Annotated in this window: 15 protein-coding genes and 1 pseudogene; 9 read left to right on the forward strand and 7 right to left on the reverse strand. The window is 50.4% G+C overall.

Features of this window, described 5'->3' with window-relative positions; translation table 11 throughout:
* Positions 1-4: 4 nt before the first annotated feature.
* The 5 genes from AC0L4K_RS07645 to AC0L4K_RS07665 form a co-directional block, all read right to left on the reverse strand.
* Entirely contained in the window at positions 5-613 is a 609-nt protein-coding gene (locus AC0L4K_RS07645; protein ID WP_473268840.1) for a hypothetical protein, read from the reverse strand.
* The gene (locus tag AC0L4K_RS07650) at positions 610-1,296 is read right to left on the reverse strand and encodes a response regulator transcription factor (RefSeq protein ID WP_417227958.1); all 687 of its coding nucleotides are present in this window, start codon (positions 1,294-1,296) and stop codon (positions 610-612) included. Before AC0L4K_RS07650 ends, AC0L4K_RS07645 begins: the two co-directional genes overlap by 4 nt.
* Positions 1,297-1,392: 96 nt before the next feature.
* Positions 1,393-2,820: an efflux transporter outer membrane subunit gene (locus AC0L4K_RS07655; RefSeq protein WP_473268841.1), complete on the reverse strand. Its 1,428-nt coding sequence runs from the start codon at positions 2,818-2,820 to the stop codon at positions 1,393-1,395.
* Entirely contained in the window at positions 2,813-5,974 is a 3,162-nt protein-coding gene (locus AC0L4K_RS07660) for an efflux RND transporter permease subunit (protein ID WP_473268842.1), read from the reverse strand. Before AC0L4K_RS07660 ends, AC0L4K_RS07655 begins: the two co-directional genes overlap by 8 nt.
* Positions 5,975-5,976: 2 nt before the next feature.
* Positions 5,977-7,167 carry an efflux RND transporter periplasmic adaptor subunit gene (locus AC0L4K_RS07665; protein ID WP_417227961.1) on the reverse strand — a complete coding sequence of 397 codons (1,191 nt, stop codon included), beginning with the start codon at positions 7,165-7,167 and terminating at the stop codon, positions 5,977-5,979.
* Positions 7,168-7,532: 365 nt separating this feature from the next.
* Between AC0L4K_RS07665 and AC0L4K_RS07670 the strand changes: the two genes are divergently transcribed.
* The 7 genes and pseudogenes from AC0L4K_RS07670 (at position 7,533) to AC0L4K_RS07700 (ending at position 11,690) form a co-directional block, all read left to right on the forward strand.
* Positions 7,533-7,718, forward strand: a complete 186-nt coding sequence (locus AC0L4K_RS07670) for a DMT family transporter (protein WP_473268844.1) — start codon at positions 7,533-7,535, stop codon at positions 7,716-7,718.
* The gene (locus AC0L4K_RS07675; protein WP_473268845.1) at positions 7,719-7,850 is read left to right on the forward strand and encodes a DMT family transporter; all 132 of its coding nucleotides are present in this window, start codon (positions 7,719-7,721) and stop codon (positions 7,848-7,850) included. It begins immediately after the preceding gene.
* A 177-nt stretch (positions 7,851-8,027) separates the two neighbouring features.
* Positions 8,028-8,273 (forward strand): DUF2164 domain-containing protein, encoded by a 246-nt coding sequence (locus tag AC0L4K_RS07680; protein WP_417227963.1) that lies wholly within the window; start codon positions 8,028-8,030, stop codon positions 8,271-8,273.
* 196 nt (positions 8,274-8,469) lie between these two features.
* Positions 8,470-9,183, forward strand: a complete 714-nt coding sequence (locus AC0L4K_RS07685) for an Ntn hydrolase family protein (RefSeq protein ID WP_417227964.1) — start codon at positions 8,470-8,472, stop codon at positions 9,181-9,183.
* A 197-nt stretch (positions 9,184-9,380) separates the two neighbouring features.
* Positions 9,381-9,788: a NifB/NifX family molybdenum-iron cluster-binding protein gene (locus AC0L4K_RS07690; RefSeq protein ID WP_417227965.1), complete on the forward strand. Its 408-nt coding sequence runs from the start codon at positions 9,381-9,383 to the stop codon at positions 9,786-9,788.
* Between the two features lie 775 nt (positions 9,789-10,563).
* The gene (locus tag AC0L4K_RS07695; RefSeq protein WP_473268846.1) at positions 10,564-11,361 is read left to right on the forward strand and encodes a pyrroline-5-carboxylate reductase family protein; all 798 of its coding nucleotides are present in this window, start codon (positions 10,564-10,566) and stop codon (positions 11,359-11,361) included.
* Between the two features lie 63 nt (positions 11,362-11,424).
* A pseudogene (locus tag AC0L4K_RS07700) lies at positions 11,425-11,690 on the forward strand (DksA/TraR family C4-type zinc finger protein).
* 77 nt (positions 11,691-11,767) lie between these two features.
* On the opposite strand, the gene AC0L4K_RS07705 reads toward AC0L4K_RS07700, so the two are convergent.
* A complete protein-coding gene (locus AC0L4K_RS07705; protein WP_417227968.1) occupies positions 11,768-13,816 on the reverse strand; it encodes an oxidoreductase in 2,049 nt (682 codons plus the stop codon).
* Positions 13,817-14,119: 303 nt separating this feature from the next.
* Here AC0L4K_RS07705 and AC0L4K_RS07710 point away from each other — a divergent pair, with 303 nt between their 5' ends.
* Positions 14,120-14,767 (forward strand): TetR/AcrR family transcriptional regulator, encoded by a 648-nt coding sequence (locus AC0L4K_RS07710; RefSeq protein ID WP_417227969.1) that lies wholly within the window; start codon positions 14,120-14,122, stop codon positions 14,765-14,767.
* 18 nt (positions 14,768-14,785) lie between these two features.
* Here the strand turns inward: AC0L4K_RS07710 and yjeH are convergent, their stop codons facing one another.
* Entirely contained in the window at positions 14,786-16,078 is a 1,293-nt protein-coding gene (yjeH, locus tag AC0L4K_RS07715) for an L-methionine/branched-chain amino acid transporter (RefSeq protein ID WP_473268847.1), read from the reverse strand.
* Positions 16,079-16,208: 130 nt separating this feature from the next.
* Between yjeH and AC0L4K_RS07720 the strand changes: the two genes are divergently transcribed.
* Complete coding sequence (locus AC0L4K_RS07720; protein ID WP_320135265.1) at positions 16,209-16,634, forward strand: Lrp/AsnC family transcriptional regulator; 426 nt, start codon at positions 16,209-16,211, stop codon at positions 16,632-16,634.
* Positions 16,635-16,703 lie beyond the last annotated feature (69 nt).

Here is a 16,703-nt window from a genome sequence, read left to right on the forward strand (position 1 = left end):
ACATTCAATTCGTTATAACTGAAATCCGGGGGGACTTTTTAATCTTCTCTTGGTTGAGTGATTTGGCCCAGTTTTTTAATGATTCGATCGGCTTAGCAATTTTTTGCATGATCATGACTAACGCAAAGGTAAACACAGCGATGGCGATCAGTGCGGTAAAAATAGCCCAATATAAGCGGTTTTTAGGGTCTTTAGCGCCGGGATGAGCCATTCGATTTTTTTCTAGCATGACTTTGGATACAAAGCGTTGCTCGCCTGTCGGCGTGTTAACTAACACGACAAAATAGATATTTTCAGGAATTGAAAAGATCGACGATTGTTCTTTAAGCTTCTGCAATTGATTGGCCTCTGTCGGTGGCGAAACAAACTGCTGCTGAATAATCTCCGGGGTGTCCTGCCAACGACTAGCGACATTAAAACCGATCACATCAACTGGCTGGCCCTCTTTAACATCAGTGGTTTTGGCGATATCGATCATCACTCCAATGATCCCTTTATCAAGACCATTGATAAAGTAATTCACACTTAACAGCGAAAAGCCGATCGCCATCACTGAGCCAAGCAGCACGACACTGATAAAGAAATACAGCCGTAGGCTTGGCCTAATTTTCACTCTACTGCTCCTTCATGCTGTTCTTTAATGGCAAAGCCGACACCGGCGATCGTCTCTAGCTTAATGTTGCTGGTCGTTGCTTCTAGTTGTTTGCGCAAGTGATAGATATGCACTTTTAGGCTATTACTATCAGGTTGTTCATCGCCCCATACCGCTTGCATAATTTGCTGTCGATCTACCGATTGAGGACTGGCGCGCACTAACACCTCTACTAATTTAAAGGCGAGGGGGGATAGCTTTAACGGTTGTTGTTGTAACAGGGCGGTACGCTGGGTTAAATCAAGGCTTAAATCACCGAGTACCAACCGTTTAACTTCACCGCTGCGGCGTTTGGCAAGCACCTGTACCCGCGCCACCAACTCTTTCATGGCAAAGGGTTTGACCAGATAGTCATCACTGCCGGCAGCAAAGCCTTGGAGTTTATTCTCTAGGCTGTCGCGGGCGGTTAGCATGAGGACTGGGATATCCATACCTTGCTCGCGCAAGGTATTGCATAGGGTTAAACCGTCCATTTTGGGCATATTTATATCCAGCATAATCATTTGATAATGATTATGCTGGATCAGGTTTAACCCCATGACGCCATTGCTGGCGTGATCACAGTTAATGGACTCAATATCGAGGTAATCGACGATGGTGGTTGCAAGATCAATATCATCTTCAACCAGTAGTACGTTGATCATTTAACAAAGACTCCTCATTCCTCTGGGCCTTTAATCCCAAACCCAGTGTACACTGCGGCCTTGCGGTTGTTTACATGTGACACTGTTGCGCCGAGTTTAGCCCTGCGTCGTATCACTTTCTGCTAACCCGCCACCCAATACTCGATACAGTGTAATACGATTATCCAGATCGGTCTGTCGAGTGCTGATTAACGCTTGCTGGGCACTATACAGGGTACGCTGAGCCTCAAGGGTATTTTGAAAGCTATCAACGCCATTTTCATAACGCGCTAAGGATAAGGTGTAATGACGGTTGGCGGATGCCACTAGGGCTTCCTGGGCATTGAGCTGTGCCTGTATGGTGGCTCGTCGAGCGAGTGCATCGGTCACCTCTTTGAATGCCGTTTGAATGGCATATTCATAGGCCGCCAGACTTTTACGCTGCTGGGCTTCACTATAGGCGAGACCTGCATCATTGGCACCTCCATCGAAAATAGGCAGGCTGAGGCTCGGTGCGATGGTCCAGATAGATGAAGCGCCACCGCTGAACAGATCACCCAATACTGTGCTGGCGATCCCGCCGGTTGTGGTTAATGACAGGGAAGGGAAGTACGCTGCCCGAGCGACGCCAATACTGGCATTAGCCGACTTTAAACTGTGTTCGGCGGCTAACACATCCGGTCGTTGCAACAACACCGCCGATGATAGCCCCGCAGGCACGTCCGTCACCAATGCATCACTGTCGGGTAAGGCGTGCGGCAATAAGCTGCTATCGACGTGCTCACCAACCAGCAAGCGCAATGCATTGCGATCCTGTGCAACTTGCGTGGTATACAGGGCGATATCGGCGCGGGCGCTGTGATAAACGGTCTCGGCACTGACCATATCGATCTGTGAATCGACCCCTAGGGTTAAGCGTTGCTGGGTAATGGCCAGCGCCTGTTTTGCATTACGCTGGGTTTCGTTGGCGAGTTGCAGAGCGCTTTGATCGGCAGCCAAGGTTAACCAAGCATTGGCGATCTCACTAATCAGGGTGATCTTGGCGGCTTTCGCCGTTGCTTCACTGGCTAAGTAAGCTTCCATTTGGGCATCGCTAAGGCTGCGATTCTTACCAAATAGGTCGATCTCATAGCCGCTTAAACCCACCTCAGCTTCATAGCTTGAGCTGATCGTGCCGGACGATTCACTGCGTGTGCCACTGAGACCCGCATTGAGTTGAGGCAACAGATCGGCCCGTTGAATTCGATAGCTGGCACGGGCGGCTTCAACATCGGCCAGGGTTTGGCGCAGGCTACGGTTGTTGCTCAGTGCTAACTCGATCACCTGAGTTAAACGCGCCTCTTTAATAAAGCTTTGCCAAGGCAACTGCATCGCTTGCTGATTCGATAAGCCTTGGCTATCGGCAACCGATTGGTTTTGCAGCTCATCGGTCAAGGGTAATGTTGGGCGGGCATAATCCGGCGCCAGAGAGCTACACCCGGCCAGCAGGATGGCACCTGCTAGCGGTAGTATACGTATGCTGCGAGGAACCATTAACTTAGTCATGGGTGTTGTCCTCATGATTGATCGCGTCGGCATACACCGGACGTCTTTTCGGGAAGAGGCTGCGGATCAAGACAAAGAACATCGGTACAAAGAATATCCCTAGTATGGTGGCGGTGAAAGTACCACCGACAATACCGGTACCAATCGAGATCCGGCTGTTAGCTCCTGCGCCGGAAGATAGTGCCAACGGCAAGGTACCAAAGATGAAGGCCAGCGAAGTCATAATGATCGGCCGTAGACGCAGTTTGGCTGCGTGCACGGCGGCGTCGACTAACGACATGCCCCGTTGATAGGATGCTTCAGCAAACTCGACTATCAAAATGGCATTCTTAGAGGCCAGTCCGATGGTCGTCAATAGCGCGACTTGAAAGTAAATGTCGTTATCCAGTCCACGCATACTGGTCGCTAATGCTGCACCCACTACACCGAGGGGGATGACCAGAATAACCGACAGCGGCACCGACCAGCTTTCATACAGGGCGGCTAGTGCGAGGAAAACCACTAAGATCGAGATCGCATAGAGCAGAGTCGATTGGCCGCTAGAGAGTTTCTCTTGATAGGATAAACCACTCCAAGCATAGGTTAATTTACCCTGGCCCACTTCTTGGGTTAGACGCTCCATTTCGTCCATCGCCTGACCGGAGCTAACGCCACTGGCCGGTGCGCCTTGTATCTCATAGGAGGCGATACCATTGAAGCGTGACAAGCTCTGTGGCGTGCTCGACCATGAAGAGCTACTAAAGGCCGAGAAGGGAGTCATGGTGGTTTCGCCATCGGCATTTTTACCACGCACATGCCACTGATTTAGGTCTTCAGGTTTCGCCCGAAAGGCTGCATCACTGGCGACATAAACCTTCTTCACGCGACCGTCATCGATAAAGTCATTGACGTAGGTGCCTGCCCAAGCCGAGGTGAGGGTGCTGGCGACATCGGATAATGATAAGCCGAGCGCGGTCGCCTTACCGTTATCGATATCAATTTTAAGTTGCGGTGTAACACTCAAGGCGCCCTCGCGGATAGAGGTGAGTAAACCACTCTGACGTGCCTGTGTGATGAGTTCATCTTTTAAGGCGGTTAACTCTTCACGGCTAGTCCCCGCAGTGGCTTGTAGCTCGAAGGTAAAGCCGTTGCTTTGACCTAAGCCGCGAATAACCGGTTGTGATAGGGCAAAAATATTCGCATCGCGGATGGAGGAGAGGTTCTTATTCATACGCTGAATCAACGCATCGGCGCTTTGATCCTCTTGGGTACGATCATCCCAAGGCGTTAAAGATACGAAACCTAAGCCTGCATTTTGCCCGCTACCGGAGAAGTTAAAGCCGGAAATAGAGAAGGCGCGCAGGACAATATCGGATTCATTTTCAGCCAGATATTGCTCGACCTGTTCAGCCACGGCACGGGTACGTTTGATCGATGCACCCGCCGGTAGGCTAATTTGGAACATGGTGCTGCCTTGGTCCTCTTGCGGTAAGAAACTGGTTGGCAAGCGCACGATCAGCAGACCGAGGATGACCACAATGACGCCGTACACTAGCACCCAGCGGACTTTGCGGCTGATAATGCCCTGTACATGGCCGGTATAAGAGGCGGTCAGGCGATCAAACATCCGGTTAAACGCGGCGAAAAAGCCTTTGCCGTCGCTGCTGTGTTCTGTTTTGGTGAGTAGGCTAGCGCATAGCGTTGGGCTGAGTGTCAGGGCAACAATGACCGACAGTGTCATGGAGGAGACAATGGCGATCGAGAACTGCTTATAGATCACACCGGTCGAGCCGCCAAAGAAGGCCATCGGCAAAAATACCGCTGAGAGTACCACGGCGATGCCGACCAAGGCACTGCTGATCTCTGACATCGACTCGATGGTGGCATCCCGTGGTGAGAGGTTTTTCTCGCGCATTAATCGCTCGACGTTCTCCACCACCACGATCGCGTCATCGACCAGCAAGCCAATGGACAACACAATACCAAACATCGTCAGGGTATTAATCGAGAAGCCAAACCCTGACAACACACCAAAGGTGCCTAATAACACGACTGGTACGGCAATCGCTGGGATCAGCGTTGCCCGCCAGTTTTGTAAGAACAGCCACATAACCAAGACGACCAATACGATCGCTTCCGCGAGGGTTTGTACCACCTCGCTAATGGATATTTTGATAAATTCAGTGCTGTCACGGGGGAAGGTGACGGCGTAACCATCGGGTAAATTCGCTTCTAGCTCGGCTACTTTATCTTTCACCCGGGTGGCGGTATCGAGTGCATTGGCGCCCGGTGATAACATCACGGCAATACCGGATGCCGGGTGGCCGTTTAAGCGGGGAATTGCACTATAGCTTTCACTGCCAATTTCAACTCGAGCCACATCGCTTAAACGTACATTCGCTCCAGAAGCGTCATATTTGATGATGATATTGCGAAACTGTTCCGGCGTTGACATCATCGACTGAGCGGTCACGGTGGCATTCAGTTCTTGGTTAGCCAGTGTTGGTATCGCACCGATCTTACCGGCGGGCACTTGCACGTTCTGTGCAGCCAGTGCGCTGGTGATATCGGAGGGCATCAACTCATAGGCGGCCAGTTTAGTCGGGTCTAACCAGATACGCATGGCATATTGTGAGCCGAACACGCGAACATCACCGACACCTTGGATACGGGCGATGGAGTCTTCCATGTTGGAAGCGATGTAATCCGAGATATCAAACGCGGATGCTTGGTCGGTGGTGTCATAGACCGCCGTAACCAGTAAGAAATCAGTGTTTGATTTGGTGACCGTAACACCTTGAGATTGCACCGATTCAGGGAAGCGAGAATTAACCTGCTGCACCTTGTTTTGCACCTGAACCTGCGCGAAGTCAGGGTCCGTACCCTGTTCAAAGGTGATATTGACCGAGGCTGAACCGTCCGAGGTGCTGGATGAGGAGAAGTACAGTAACCCATCAAGGCCGGTTAGCTGTTGTTCTAATATTTGTGTGACACTGTTTTCAACCGTGGCGGCATCTGCACCGGTATAGGTGGTTTTGACACTGATCACCGGTGGCGCAACACTGGGGTACTGCGCGACCGGTAGCGACATAATCGAGGCGATACCGGTCAGCATAATGACGATGGAGATAACCCAGGCGAACACGGGCCGGTCAATAAAGAAGCGAGCAAACATGGTTACGCTCCCCCTTGGATGGCGGCGGTGTCAGTGTTTGGTTTTACCACGGTGACCATCGAGCCATTGCTATTCATTTCGACTTGAATCGGTTTTACTTCGCTACCCGGACGGACTTTGCCTGAGCCTTCCACTAACAGTTTGTCATTTACCGCTAAACCACTGGCGATTAACCAGGTGTTATCGACCGCGTTAACGGTCTGTACGATACGTTTTTCGATGTGGTTGTCATCACTAATAACATAAGCATAAGCGGTGCCATCGGCGCTGTGATAGATCCCTTGCTGGGGCACTAGAATGGCGTTTTCATCTACCGCTTCATTGACTTGAGTACGGACAAACATTCCCGGCAACAATAAACCATCCGGGTTAGGGAACTCGGCTCGCAGGGTAACGGTTCCGGTGGAGGCGTCCACCGATACTTCCTGCATTTTGAGTTGGCCTTGATGATCATACTCACTGCCGTCTTCTAGCTTCAGGGTCACGGCGGTGGTGCCCTGGGTGACGTCTTTCTCACGAACCAGTTGGCGCAGTTTTAACAGTTCAGCGCTGCTCTTGGTCATATCGACATAGATTGGGTCCAAGGTGCGGATGGTCGCCAAAGCTGAGGCTTGTTGTGCGGTAACTAACGCCCCTTTGGTGACGCTAGAGATACCGATATGTCCTGAAATAGAGGCTTTGACCTTGGTGTGTTCAAGGTTGATCGCTGCAGTTTCCAGAGCCGCTTGATATTTCTCGATGTTAGCCTTGGCTTCTAAGTAGGCGGCGTGAGCATCATCGGCATCCTGTTGCGAAATACCCTGCAGTTTGATCAATTTGGCATAGCGCTGGTCTTTGAGTTTGGCCGTGTGCAGTGCCGCTTTAGCGCTATTTAAATTGGCTTTAGCTTCATTATAAGCCGATTGATAACTGGCCGGATCAATTTGATACAGCAGTTGCCCCTGTTCGACTAAGTTACCCTCTTCAAATTGACGTTGTTGAATAATGCCGCTCACCTGTGGGCGTACTTCAGCAACCTGTGATGCGACCACCCGTGCTTGCATCTGTGTGTCAATGTTGTGGCTACTGCTGGTCACCGTAATATAGGACACGGCGGGAACGGTTGGGCCTCTCATTGCCGGCGTCTCTTGCTGGCAACCACTGATTAAAGCGGTGATAAGTACTAGCCCCCCGATATAGCGCGAGTATTTCATGATGGAATGTTCCTTAAATAAGTCGATAAAAAGATGAGGCTTCAGACAGCAGAGTATTCACGCTATGCATAGGAGAATACGGGTATACGTCTATTAAGATGGCAAGCATAACAAGGTCAAGGTTAAAGCAGGGTTAATGATCTTAGGTTGTAATACCTATGATGTTAAAAAGTGTTGTTGGTTTTAATCTAGTCGGCGTGTTTGAGTATCGGCTATTCCTATATGTTGGATGAAAACGGACTTTAGCATCGTTATAATCCCGTTTTGGAGGCGCAGGATTAGCGCCTTATCGCTTATTTTGATGTGGGGACGACCTCACCGCTCTTGTCATATTTTGGGACGACCCCGTTGTCAGAGAGGTGTTTATGAATTGGCTTATTTTAGTGCTGGCTGGATTGCTGGAGATTGGTTGGGCTATCGGCCTGAAATATAGTGAAGGCTTTACCAAGTTTTGGCCGACCGTCGGCACTATTATGTCGCTGGTGGCGAGCTTCCTCTTATTGGGAGTGGCGATGCGAACTCTGCCGGTGGGTACTGCCTACGCGGTATGAGTGGGTATCGGTGCCGTCGGTACGGCGACATTGGGTATTATGTTGTTTGATGAATCAGCTGACATACTCAAAATTGTTAGTCTCGGCTTTATTTGCGCGGGGATTGTGGGGTTGAAACTGGCCCATAGTTAACGCAAGCAGGCTAACCCTTAGGCTAGAAGTGACGCCCAAAACGACAGCGATGTGGTTTTGGGCATTTTTATGGCTATTCATTAGATCGCTATGCGGCATCGGCTTGCTAGGGCGGGTCGCCTAGGCAGAACTTTCAGATTAAAATAGGTGGTCTACATAGCGACGCCGAGGCCCCGAATGAGTGAGATTAAATTTACCAAAGATGAGACCGACCGTATTGTCAGCAAGGTAAAGCGATACTTTGAAGATGAATTGGACCAAGAGATCGGCGGCTTTGAGGCTGAATTTTTACTCGAGTTCTTTGCTAAGGAAATAGGGCCTTATTTTTATAACCGTGGTTTGCTTGATGCTCAGGGGGTTTTTGCTGAGAAAGCAGTCGAGGCGGGTTATCTTGTCGATGAGCTGGAAAAGCAGCTGGGCTAAGGGTTTGCGCCTAAGCAGTCACTTTAGATCGAGCCAAAGAGGCCGATGAGCATAAATAAATAACACTTCTGTTTTATAAAACTCTTATAATGTGCGAAATCAGAAAGCCTGAACGATATAGGCCGGAATGTTCGTGCTATTCGAGCAAACGAATGACCGCCAATCGAGGCCTTTCTTAGGTGTTGAGGAGAGTATAGTGACCTACTGTGTGGGTATCAGAACAAGCGAAGCGACCATAATGATTTCCGATTCCCGCACCAGTGCCGGCGTCGATAACATTAGCAGCTATAGCAAAATGTGGCGTTACGGTGTGCCCGGTGAGCGGCAGTTTGTATTGTGCAGCGCGGGTAATTTGGCTACTACACAGGCGGTGATCGCTAATATCGAGCGGGATATCAATAACGGTGCTGAGCCAAGCTTGCTCACGGTCGTCGATATGCATCAAGCCGCTGAGTATATTGGCAGCATTAGCTTGGAAGTGCAGGAAAAAGCCGGTGGTGGTTCGGTGTTTGAATCGACCTTCCTTTTATCAGGTGAGATTCGTGGCACGCAAAGCGCCCTGTATTTGATCTATGCCCAAGGGAATTTTATCGTCAGCTCCTCACAGGTGCCTTTTTTACAGATCGGTGAGACTAAATACGGTAAGCCAATTTTAGATCGGGTCATTCAGGAAAGTACGTCGATTGATCGCGCTGTGGTCTGCGGACTTATCTCGATGGATGCAACCCTGAAGAGTAACCTCACCGTAGGGCCGCCGATTGAGCTCTATATTCTCCAACATGGCAGTTTGACCCTCGGGCGTTATCGTTCGTTTGGTGAAGATGATGACTATATGCGAGATCTGCGTAAGCAGTGGAATGTCGCTATGGAAAACGCAGTGGATGCGATGCCACGTTTACAGCTCGGTTGATATAACATCAATCGAGGGGCGCTTGAAGACAATATTTTAATAATAACTCAATAAAAACGACCACTTTTTGCCTAAAAACGCAAAAACTGCCCGAAGTCAGGGTTTTCAGTGGTCAGTTATGTAAACTGGCGCACATTGTTAATGCGCGTTAGTTACCAATTATCAGAAAAATTCAGTAAGTGGATTGAGGTATTCAGATGAAAATAGCAGTAGCCAGCCGAGATGGTGTTACGGTAGCCGAACATGTCGGTAAGTGTAAAAACTGGATTGTGTTTAAGGCTGATATGACGGGGGCCTCCCCGTTGGGAAAGCCACATCTGAAAATGTTGGAACTGATATCGCTACCGAAAGCGTTGGTGTTTCATCATTATAAAAATGATATGCCTCATCCATTAGCTGATTGTGCCGCTTTGATTGGCGCCAGCGCGGGTGAAGGCTTTATCGGTAAGACCGCCCTGATGGGTATTGAAGCGGTGATTACCGATGAAACCGACCCGGCACAAGCCGTTAAAGAGTATTTAAACCATCAAACAGTACCCCTTGAACCTCATCTCATCGATGGGCTAACTAGCAATGGCGGTGGTTTGTTTACCTCAGAGCATTAATCTTCGTTTGTTTCGGCAGTGCGAAACGCCGCGCTGCCCTCTATCTTTTCCCTCCCTGTTAGTCCCTTTATTTTTATTTCGTCTTAGTGACAGCTTTTTGTTGTTGGAGGCGCTGTCTTCTGAATGTCGAGTCGTCTCCGCTAGCAGTAGTTTCTTCCGGCTTATCGCCCCGAGACGGGCTCCTATAAGGGGATGGTTTGTTGTCTGTCGGTGGGAGCTGCCTGTGGCGGCGATGATTTTATCTGGGCTTATCGCCCTGAGACGGGGTGCCTACAGGGTGATGGTTTGCTCTCTGTCGGTGGGAGCTGCCTCTGGCGGCGATGATTTTATCTGGGCTTATCGCCCCGAGACGGGGTGCCTACAGGGTGATGGTTTGCTCTCTGTCGGTGGGAGCTGCCTCTGGCGGCGATGATTTTATCTGGGCTTATCGCCCCGAGACGGGGCTCCTACAGGGTGATGGTTTGTTCTCTGTCGGTGGGAGCTGCCTGTGGCGGCGATGATTTTATTGAGTGTTATCGTCCTGAGATAGGGCGCCTATAGGGTGATGGTTTGTTATCTGTCGGTGGGAGCTGCCTCTGGCGGCGATGATTTTATCTGGGTTTATCGCCCCGTGACGGGGCTCCTACAAGAGGGTGGTTTGTTATCTGTCAGTGGGAGCAGCCTCTGGCGGCGATGATTTTTGATGCGCTTTTTCACTCGCCAATAGGCTAGAATGATCATTCATTATCGGGTGAACGTAGCGATAGATTCTTGGGTTTTAAGGGGGTTGTGACATATGCGGGATAATCTTTGCGTGGGTATTATTGGTGGCTCCGGTCAGTTGGGGGGCGCTATCGCCCAAGGGTTATTACGCAGCGGTGTGGCACCCGAGCGTCTATGGTTGTCTAGTCGACGTCTTCCTACTGATCATGAAGCCGTTGACCCTAAGGTAAATCGTACCACCCGTAACCAAGACGTTATCGAGCAGTGCGATGTCGTTATCGTGGCGGTGCCGCCGCATCTGTCCGTTAATATAGACATTGATGCGACAAAGAGGGATTGTTTGATCATCTCGGTGATGGCTGGTGTCACGCTGGCACAACTGCAACAGCTATCTAGCAGTCGTCGGGTAATACGGGCGATGTCGAGTCCTGCCGCTGAAAAAGGCTTGGCATATTCACCTTGGTTTGCCAGCGAGGCGATAACCGATACAGACCGACTTGCAGTGAGCCATGTTTTTGAGGCGATTGGTCAGACCGATGAAGTGTTTGACGAGTCGCACATTGATCAGTTCACCGCTTTAATCGGCCCAGTGCCCGGATTTGTGGCTTACTATGCTGATTGTATGGTGAACTATGCGGTCGATCAGGGTATTAACGCCAAGGTTGCTGAACGAGCGATACGGCAGCTGTTTCATGCCAGTGGCGTGATGCTGGCAGATTCCGAGGCTTCTCCTCGAGCCCATGTGGATGCCATGATCGATTATGATGGCACTACGGCTGCGGGACTAAAATCTATGCAGGCTTCTACATTATCCGCGTCGATTGATGCAGGACTGGCCGCCGCCGTTGAAAAAGCGCGGCAGATTGGATAACCCTTGATGGGCTGAATAGCACAAGCAGATTAACCAGAGTGATATTAAACGGGAAGGTGGATCATGGCAGGTGGCTGGGCACGTGATGGTGCGGTACAGGATCAAATTGATGCAAGCGTTGACGACGCTGTGCAATTGGCCCGCAGTCGTTTAAATTCGGGGGAAAGTTTAGCCGAATGTGAAGAGTGCGATGCGGTCGTTCCCGAGAAACGTCGCTTAGCTATCCCCGGTATCCGTTTGTGTATTCAATGTCAGACTAAGCTGGAACAGCAAGAGGTCAGTGCGGGGGGATCAACCGCCGAGGCAGTAAAGACAGTCAGTTAAGATAGTTAAAAGAGTTAAAAAGGTTAATAAAGATAAGCGGTCAGGTTAATCCGGTTGGAATAACCTGACACGCGGGCCTGTGTTAGAGGTCTTTCACGAGTCGCAGCGCATCGTAAATGGCTGCGTGGGTGTTACGGGCCGAAATGGCATCGCCGATACGGAACAGTTGGAACTGCCCCTCACTGTTGTTGGTGAGTGTCTGCGGTTGGCCATTGATGAGGTCGTTATAGTTCACTTCCCCTTCGTTGGATGACAGGGCGCGCAAGTCCAAGTAGAGATCATCGAAGGGCAGAGTGCCGTGGTTGACGATCACCTGATCAACGCGACGGGTCTGGGTGAAGTCGCGGCTGCCATCATCGTAGTCACTACCGATAGTGGCAAGCAGTTGATCGCCATCGCGGCTCACGGATTTCAGACGGTAGGTAACGGTAAAGGTGACATCCTGTTGCTGCAGTGTGCGCATATAGGGTACTAGGTTCATCGCCATTACTTCCGGGGCGAAGCTACGGTCTGGGGTAATGATTTCGAGTTTAGCACCACTGTTAGCAACCACTTCTGCCGCTTGTAAGGCTGCGTGATCCCCCGCATCGTCAAACAGTAGAACATTGCTGCCGGGTTTAATGCTGCGGGAGAGTATATCCCAGCTAGAAACCACCCATTCGTTGCCGCTGTCGAGCACTTCAGTATCGGGTAAACCACCGGTTGCGATAATCACGACATCGGGATTTTCTGCCTGAATCTGCTCCACTTCAGCGTAGCTGTTGAAATGGAAGGTGACTCCTAGCTGTTCGCATTGACTCATACGCCAGTCGATAATACCCATCATCTCGTGACGACGGGGGCTTTGGGCGGTCAATCGGATCTGTCCACCGGCATCGTTTAGGGCTTCGTAAACCACCACTTCATGGCCGCGTTCTGCCGCCACCCGTGCCGCTTCTAATCCGCCTGGGCCAGCACCGACGATCACTATCTTCTTGCGTACCTCGGCTTTAGGTATATCGTGAGGCATGGTTAGTTCACGACCGGTGGCCGCGTTATGAATACAGAAGGCGGCACCGCCTTGGTAGATTCTATCGAGACAGTAATTCGCACCAACACAGGGGCGAATATTGTCTTCATCACCGGCAATAATTTTGCGGATGATATGGGGGTCGGTCATATGGGCGCGGGTCATGCCGACCATATCGACCTTGCCGCTGGCGATAGCATAACGGGCGGTGGCGACATCGGGGATTTTGGCGGCGTGGAAAGTCGGGAATTCAGTGGCCGCACGAATCTCACCGGCGAAATCTAGATGGGGAGAGTTACGCATTCCCTGAATCGGAATAAGATCTGTTAAGCCCGCATCGGTATCGATGTGACCACGGACGATATTCAGGAAGTCGACCATGCCGCTTTCTTTAAGGCGCTGGGAAATCGATAAACCATCATCAGGGGTTAGCCCGCCGGAGAGCATCTCATCACCGGTGTAACGTAAACCAACGATAAATTCATTGCCGACCCGCTGGCGAATCGATTTGAGTAGATCAAAGGTAAAGCGCAGACGGTTATCGAGATCGCCACCATAGGGGCCGTCAAGGGTGTTGGTCAATGGTGACCAGAACTGATCCATCAAGTGGCCATAGGCCTGTAGTTCGATACCGTCAAGTCCTGCTGCCACCATCCGTTCAGCCGCATCGGTATAGTCTTTGATGATCCGCTGGATATCCCAGTCTTCCATTTTCTTTGGGAATGCCCGGTGTGATGCTTCCCGTTTATGGGAGGGGGAAACGGCTGGTAGCCATTCGCCTTTATCCCAACGGGTGCGTCGCCCGAGGTGTGTTAATTGGATCATTACCGCGGCACCGTGTTCGTGACACTCGTCGGTAAGCTGTTTCATCCACGGCACAATTTCATCTTTATAGACCAGCAGGTTATCGAATACCGGCGGGCTGTCCAATGAAACGGCGGCGGAACCGGCGGTCATGGTTAAGGCGACCCCGGCTTTAGCACGTTCGACATGATAGGCACGATAGCGGTCGGTGGGCATACCGTTTTCGGAATAAGCAGGCTCATGAGCGGTGACCATAATGCGGTTGCGTAAGCGTAAATGTTTCAGTTGATAGGGTTGCAGCAATGGATCATTGGACATCTTGAGTCCTCCGTAGCGGTTATCAATATGATGATGGAATATTCAATTTAGACTAAAATGTACACTCTCGTCAATTTAATGTTCAATGGTGTTTGGGTTTTATTTCAACGATCCGCTCAAGGTATACTAGGATCAAATTGTTAAGTGGATTCTAGCGAGTCGGTTGTTACTAGCCTCATCTGAAGCAGACGTTGGCTAAGCCACGCTGCCGCTGTTATGAAAGCACTGGTAAAAATACTGATATAAAAAGCACTGAAAAAAAGCAGTGAGACAAATAGTCCCGAGGGGAACCAACTGAATAATATGAACAGTAAACGCAACTCCGACAGCGCAACAACTCCCGACAGCGGTTGGCGAGGATCAGCGGATGTCTGGTTGCAGGCCGCTTACGATACCTTGATAGAATCAGGCGTGGAGGCTGTGCGCATTCAATCACTGGCGCAAAAACTGAAACTCTCGCGTACTAGCTTCTACTGGTTTTTTAAGGACCGTAAACAACTGCTCGATGCGCTGATGAACCAATGGCGTAATAAGAATACCGGTAATCTAGTGGCGCAGACCGAGGTCTATTCAGAGAGTATTGCCGAGGCGATACTTAATCTGTTTGATTGCTGGTTAAAGCCGGAACTGTTTGATTCTCAATTTGAATTCGCGGTGCGCAGTTGGGCATTACAATCTCCGGCGGTGGCCGAGCAGATCAGTGAGGCGGATAACGCCCGGTTGTCTGCCTTGAGTCAGATGTTTATTCGCTTCGGCTATTCTGAGGATAAAGCGGATGTGCGCGCGCGGACCATCTATCTCACCCAGATTGGCTACATCTCGATGAAGGCGGATGAAGATCTTGAAATCCGCTTGCAGCGCATCCCCGGTTATGTAGAGATTTTTACCGGTCAGGCCCCAGAGCCGCGAGAGCTTAAACGTTTCTATGCTCGCTATGAGGCCGTCACGTAAAACTAAGCTCGGGATCGTCTATAGATCCGTTGGACTATCATGATAGACCGCGCTTTTCTCCACCAGATGACTACGCTTCCATAGTTGTTGCGCCAGCAGTGCGATGGTGATGATGAGACTTAGCACCAAGGCATAGAGCATGGCGCTACCAAGACAGTAGATAAACACCGCACAGACAATTAGCCCGGTTATAATAGCCGGCTTATGGCGATGGGATAGCAGTTTCCAGGCTGCCAACATGGCTGCGCTATAGATCAGGATGAATGAGCCATTGACCCAGTGGGCCATCACGGCGAAATCCATTTTTTCCAGATAGCTGATGATCAGTATCACCGCCGAGAGGGTGATAAAGGTGATCAGTGATGTCGCCGGTATTTGATGACGGTTTAGGGTCTGTAATGGCCGGGGTAAAATGCCCTCCCGACTGAAGCTCCAAGCTAAGCGGGACAGGCTGGCGAAATAGATATTGATCGTGGCAATGCCGCTAACAAAACCCAATACACCAATGACCCAGCGGCCACTATGACCAAAAAGCATCTCAAACACGGCGACCATTGCTAATGGATGTTCTGGCGCCATCATTGATAGCCAGGTACAACCGATAAAAATCAGTCCGACGAGGGTAATGCCAAATAGGGTGGCAGGAATAAAGTCCCGTTGTACATCTTTAAACTCATCCGCGAGGTGGGTGATCGCCTCGATACCGAGAAAGCTCCAAATTGCTAGGCTGATCGCCTGCATGATATGGCTATAATCATGAGGCGTGGCTGGACTGACGGCTGCGGTTGAGGTTAATACCGGAGGCTGGATAAAAACCGCGGCCATCATGGCTAACACCACCCCTAAGATCAGTAGGGTGAGCGCCATTTGTATCCGCCCCGATAACTGTAAGCCGCGCCGGTTAACAAAAAATATCAGCAGGAAAACAAGTAGTTCGGCGGTGAGGGTTTGGCTGTCGCTTAGGGTGACAATGGGTTGTAAAAACTTAAAGGTCATCATCAGTGCTGCCGCGATCCCGGGGGGGACGGTAAACACAAATAAGAGGCCGATAATACGACCCGGAAGTTGACCAAAAGCACGCTCAACAAAGTAAGCTGGCCCGGCAGAATGGGTAAAGCGGCGTCCGAGTTCGGCAAAAATATAGGCCAGCGGCAGAATGCCCAAGAGTAGAATAACCCAAGCCCAGATGGCTTTATCGCCAGCGGCAGCAATCGTAAGTTGCGGCAGAATAAACACGCCGGTGCCTAAAAGAGTTGTTGCAATGAGTCCCACCCCTTGCCAGCGGGTGATTGTTTGATTTAGCCTAGGCATCTTTTTTCCAGATCGATATATCTTGTCAGTAGAGTGTACGCTGAGTGCGGGAAATATTACGTCGTGGTTTACCGTCGATCTGCAGCATTTTTCAAATTGCTACTGACGATTTGAATAGCCGAGTTTACGCATGGATAGTTTTGATCAGAAAATAATCGCCGCGCTGCGGGATAATGCCCGTCAGAGTGTTTCGGCGATTGCCGCACAGGTGAACCTGTCGCGACCCGCTGTCTCTGAACGGATGAAGCGGATGGAGGAGCAAGGGGATATTCTCGGATATCGGGTGATCACTTCGACGAAGCTGGATCAACAAGGCCCGCTCAAGGCACATTTTGAGATTAAACATGGTGGTTTTAAGTGTCGTCCATTGGTGCAGTTTCTCTTGCAGTATCCCGAGGTGAAATATTGTCACGGGATTAGTGGCGAAGTGGATCTGCTGGTGTACTTAGAGTTTGCCTCGATGCAGCGTTTGCATGACATTCTTGAAGAGGTAGATGAAGAGCTGCCTAGTGGAGTGAAAATTGTCACCCATGTGGTGATGCAGGAGTGGGAGTGACTAAGTAGCGGCTTGTTCACCCGTGAAAGCCTAAAAAGCCAGACGTTACTGTCTGGCTTTTTATTGGTT

The organism is Amphritea sp. GJ51-11, from assembly GCF_055808735.1.

Bases quoted from the DNA above. Each gene is read 5' to 3' on its own strand.
- AC0L4K_RS07690 (WP_417227965.1), top strand. From the start codon at position 9,381: ATGAAAATAGCAGTAGCCAGCCGAGATGGTGTTACGGTAGCCGAACAT.
- AC0L4K_RS07720 (WP_320135265.1), top strand. From the start codon at position 16,209: ATGGATAGTTTTGATCAGAAAATAATCGCCGCGCTGCGGGATAATGCC.
- yjeH (WP_473268847.1), bottom strand. From the start codon at position 16,078: ATGCCTAGGCTAAATCAAACAATCACCCGCTGGCAAGGGGTGGGACTC.
- AC0L4K_RS07665 (WP_417227961.1), bottom strand. From the start codon at position 7,167: ATGAAATACTCGCGCTATATCGGGGGGCTAGTACTTATCACCGCTTTA.
- AC0L4K_RS07655 (WP_473268841.1), bottom strand. From the start codon at position 2,820: ATGACTAAGTTAATGGTTCCTCGCAGCATACGTATACTACCGCTAGCA.
- AC0L4K_RS07705 (WP_417227968.1), bottom strand. From the start codon at position 13,816: ATGTCCAATGATCCATTGCTGCAACCCTATCAACTGAAACATTTACGC.
- AC0L4K_RS07680 (WP_417227963.1), top strand. From the start codon at position 8,028: ATGAGTGAGATTAAATTTACCAAAGATGAGACCGACCGTATTGTCAGC.
- AC0L4K_RS07695 (WP_473268846.1), top strand. From the start codon at position 10,564: ATGCGGGATAATCTTTGCGTGGGTATTATTGGTGGCTCCGGTCAGTTG.
- AC0L4K_RS07660 (WP_473268842.1), bottom strand. From the start codon at position 5,974: ATGTTTGCTCGCTTCTTTATTGACCGGCCCGTGTTCGCCTGGGTTATC.
- AC0L4K_RS07650 (WP_417227958.1), bottom strand. From the start codon at position 1,296: ATGATCAACGTACTACTGGTTGAAGATGATATTGATCTTGCAACCACC.
- AC0L4K_RS07710 (WP_417227969.1), top strand. From the start codon at position 14,120: ATGAACAGTAAACGCAACTCCGACAGCGCAACAACTCCCGACAGCGGT.
- AC0L4K_RS07670 (WP_473268844.1), top strand. From the start codon at position 7,533: ATGAATTGGCTTATTTTAGTGCTGGCTGGATTGCTGGAGATTGGTTGG.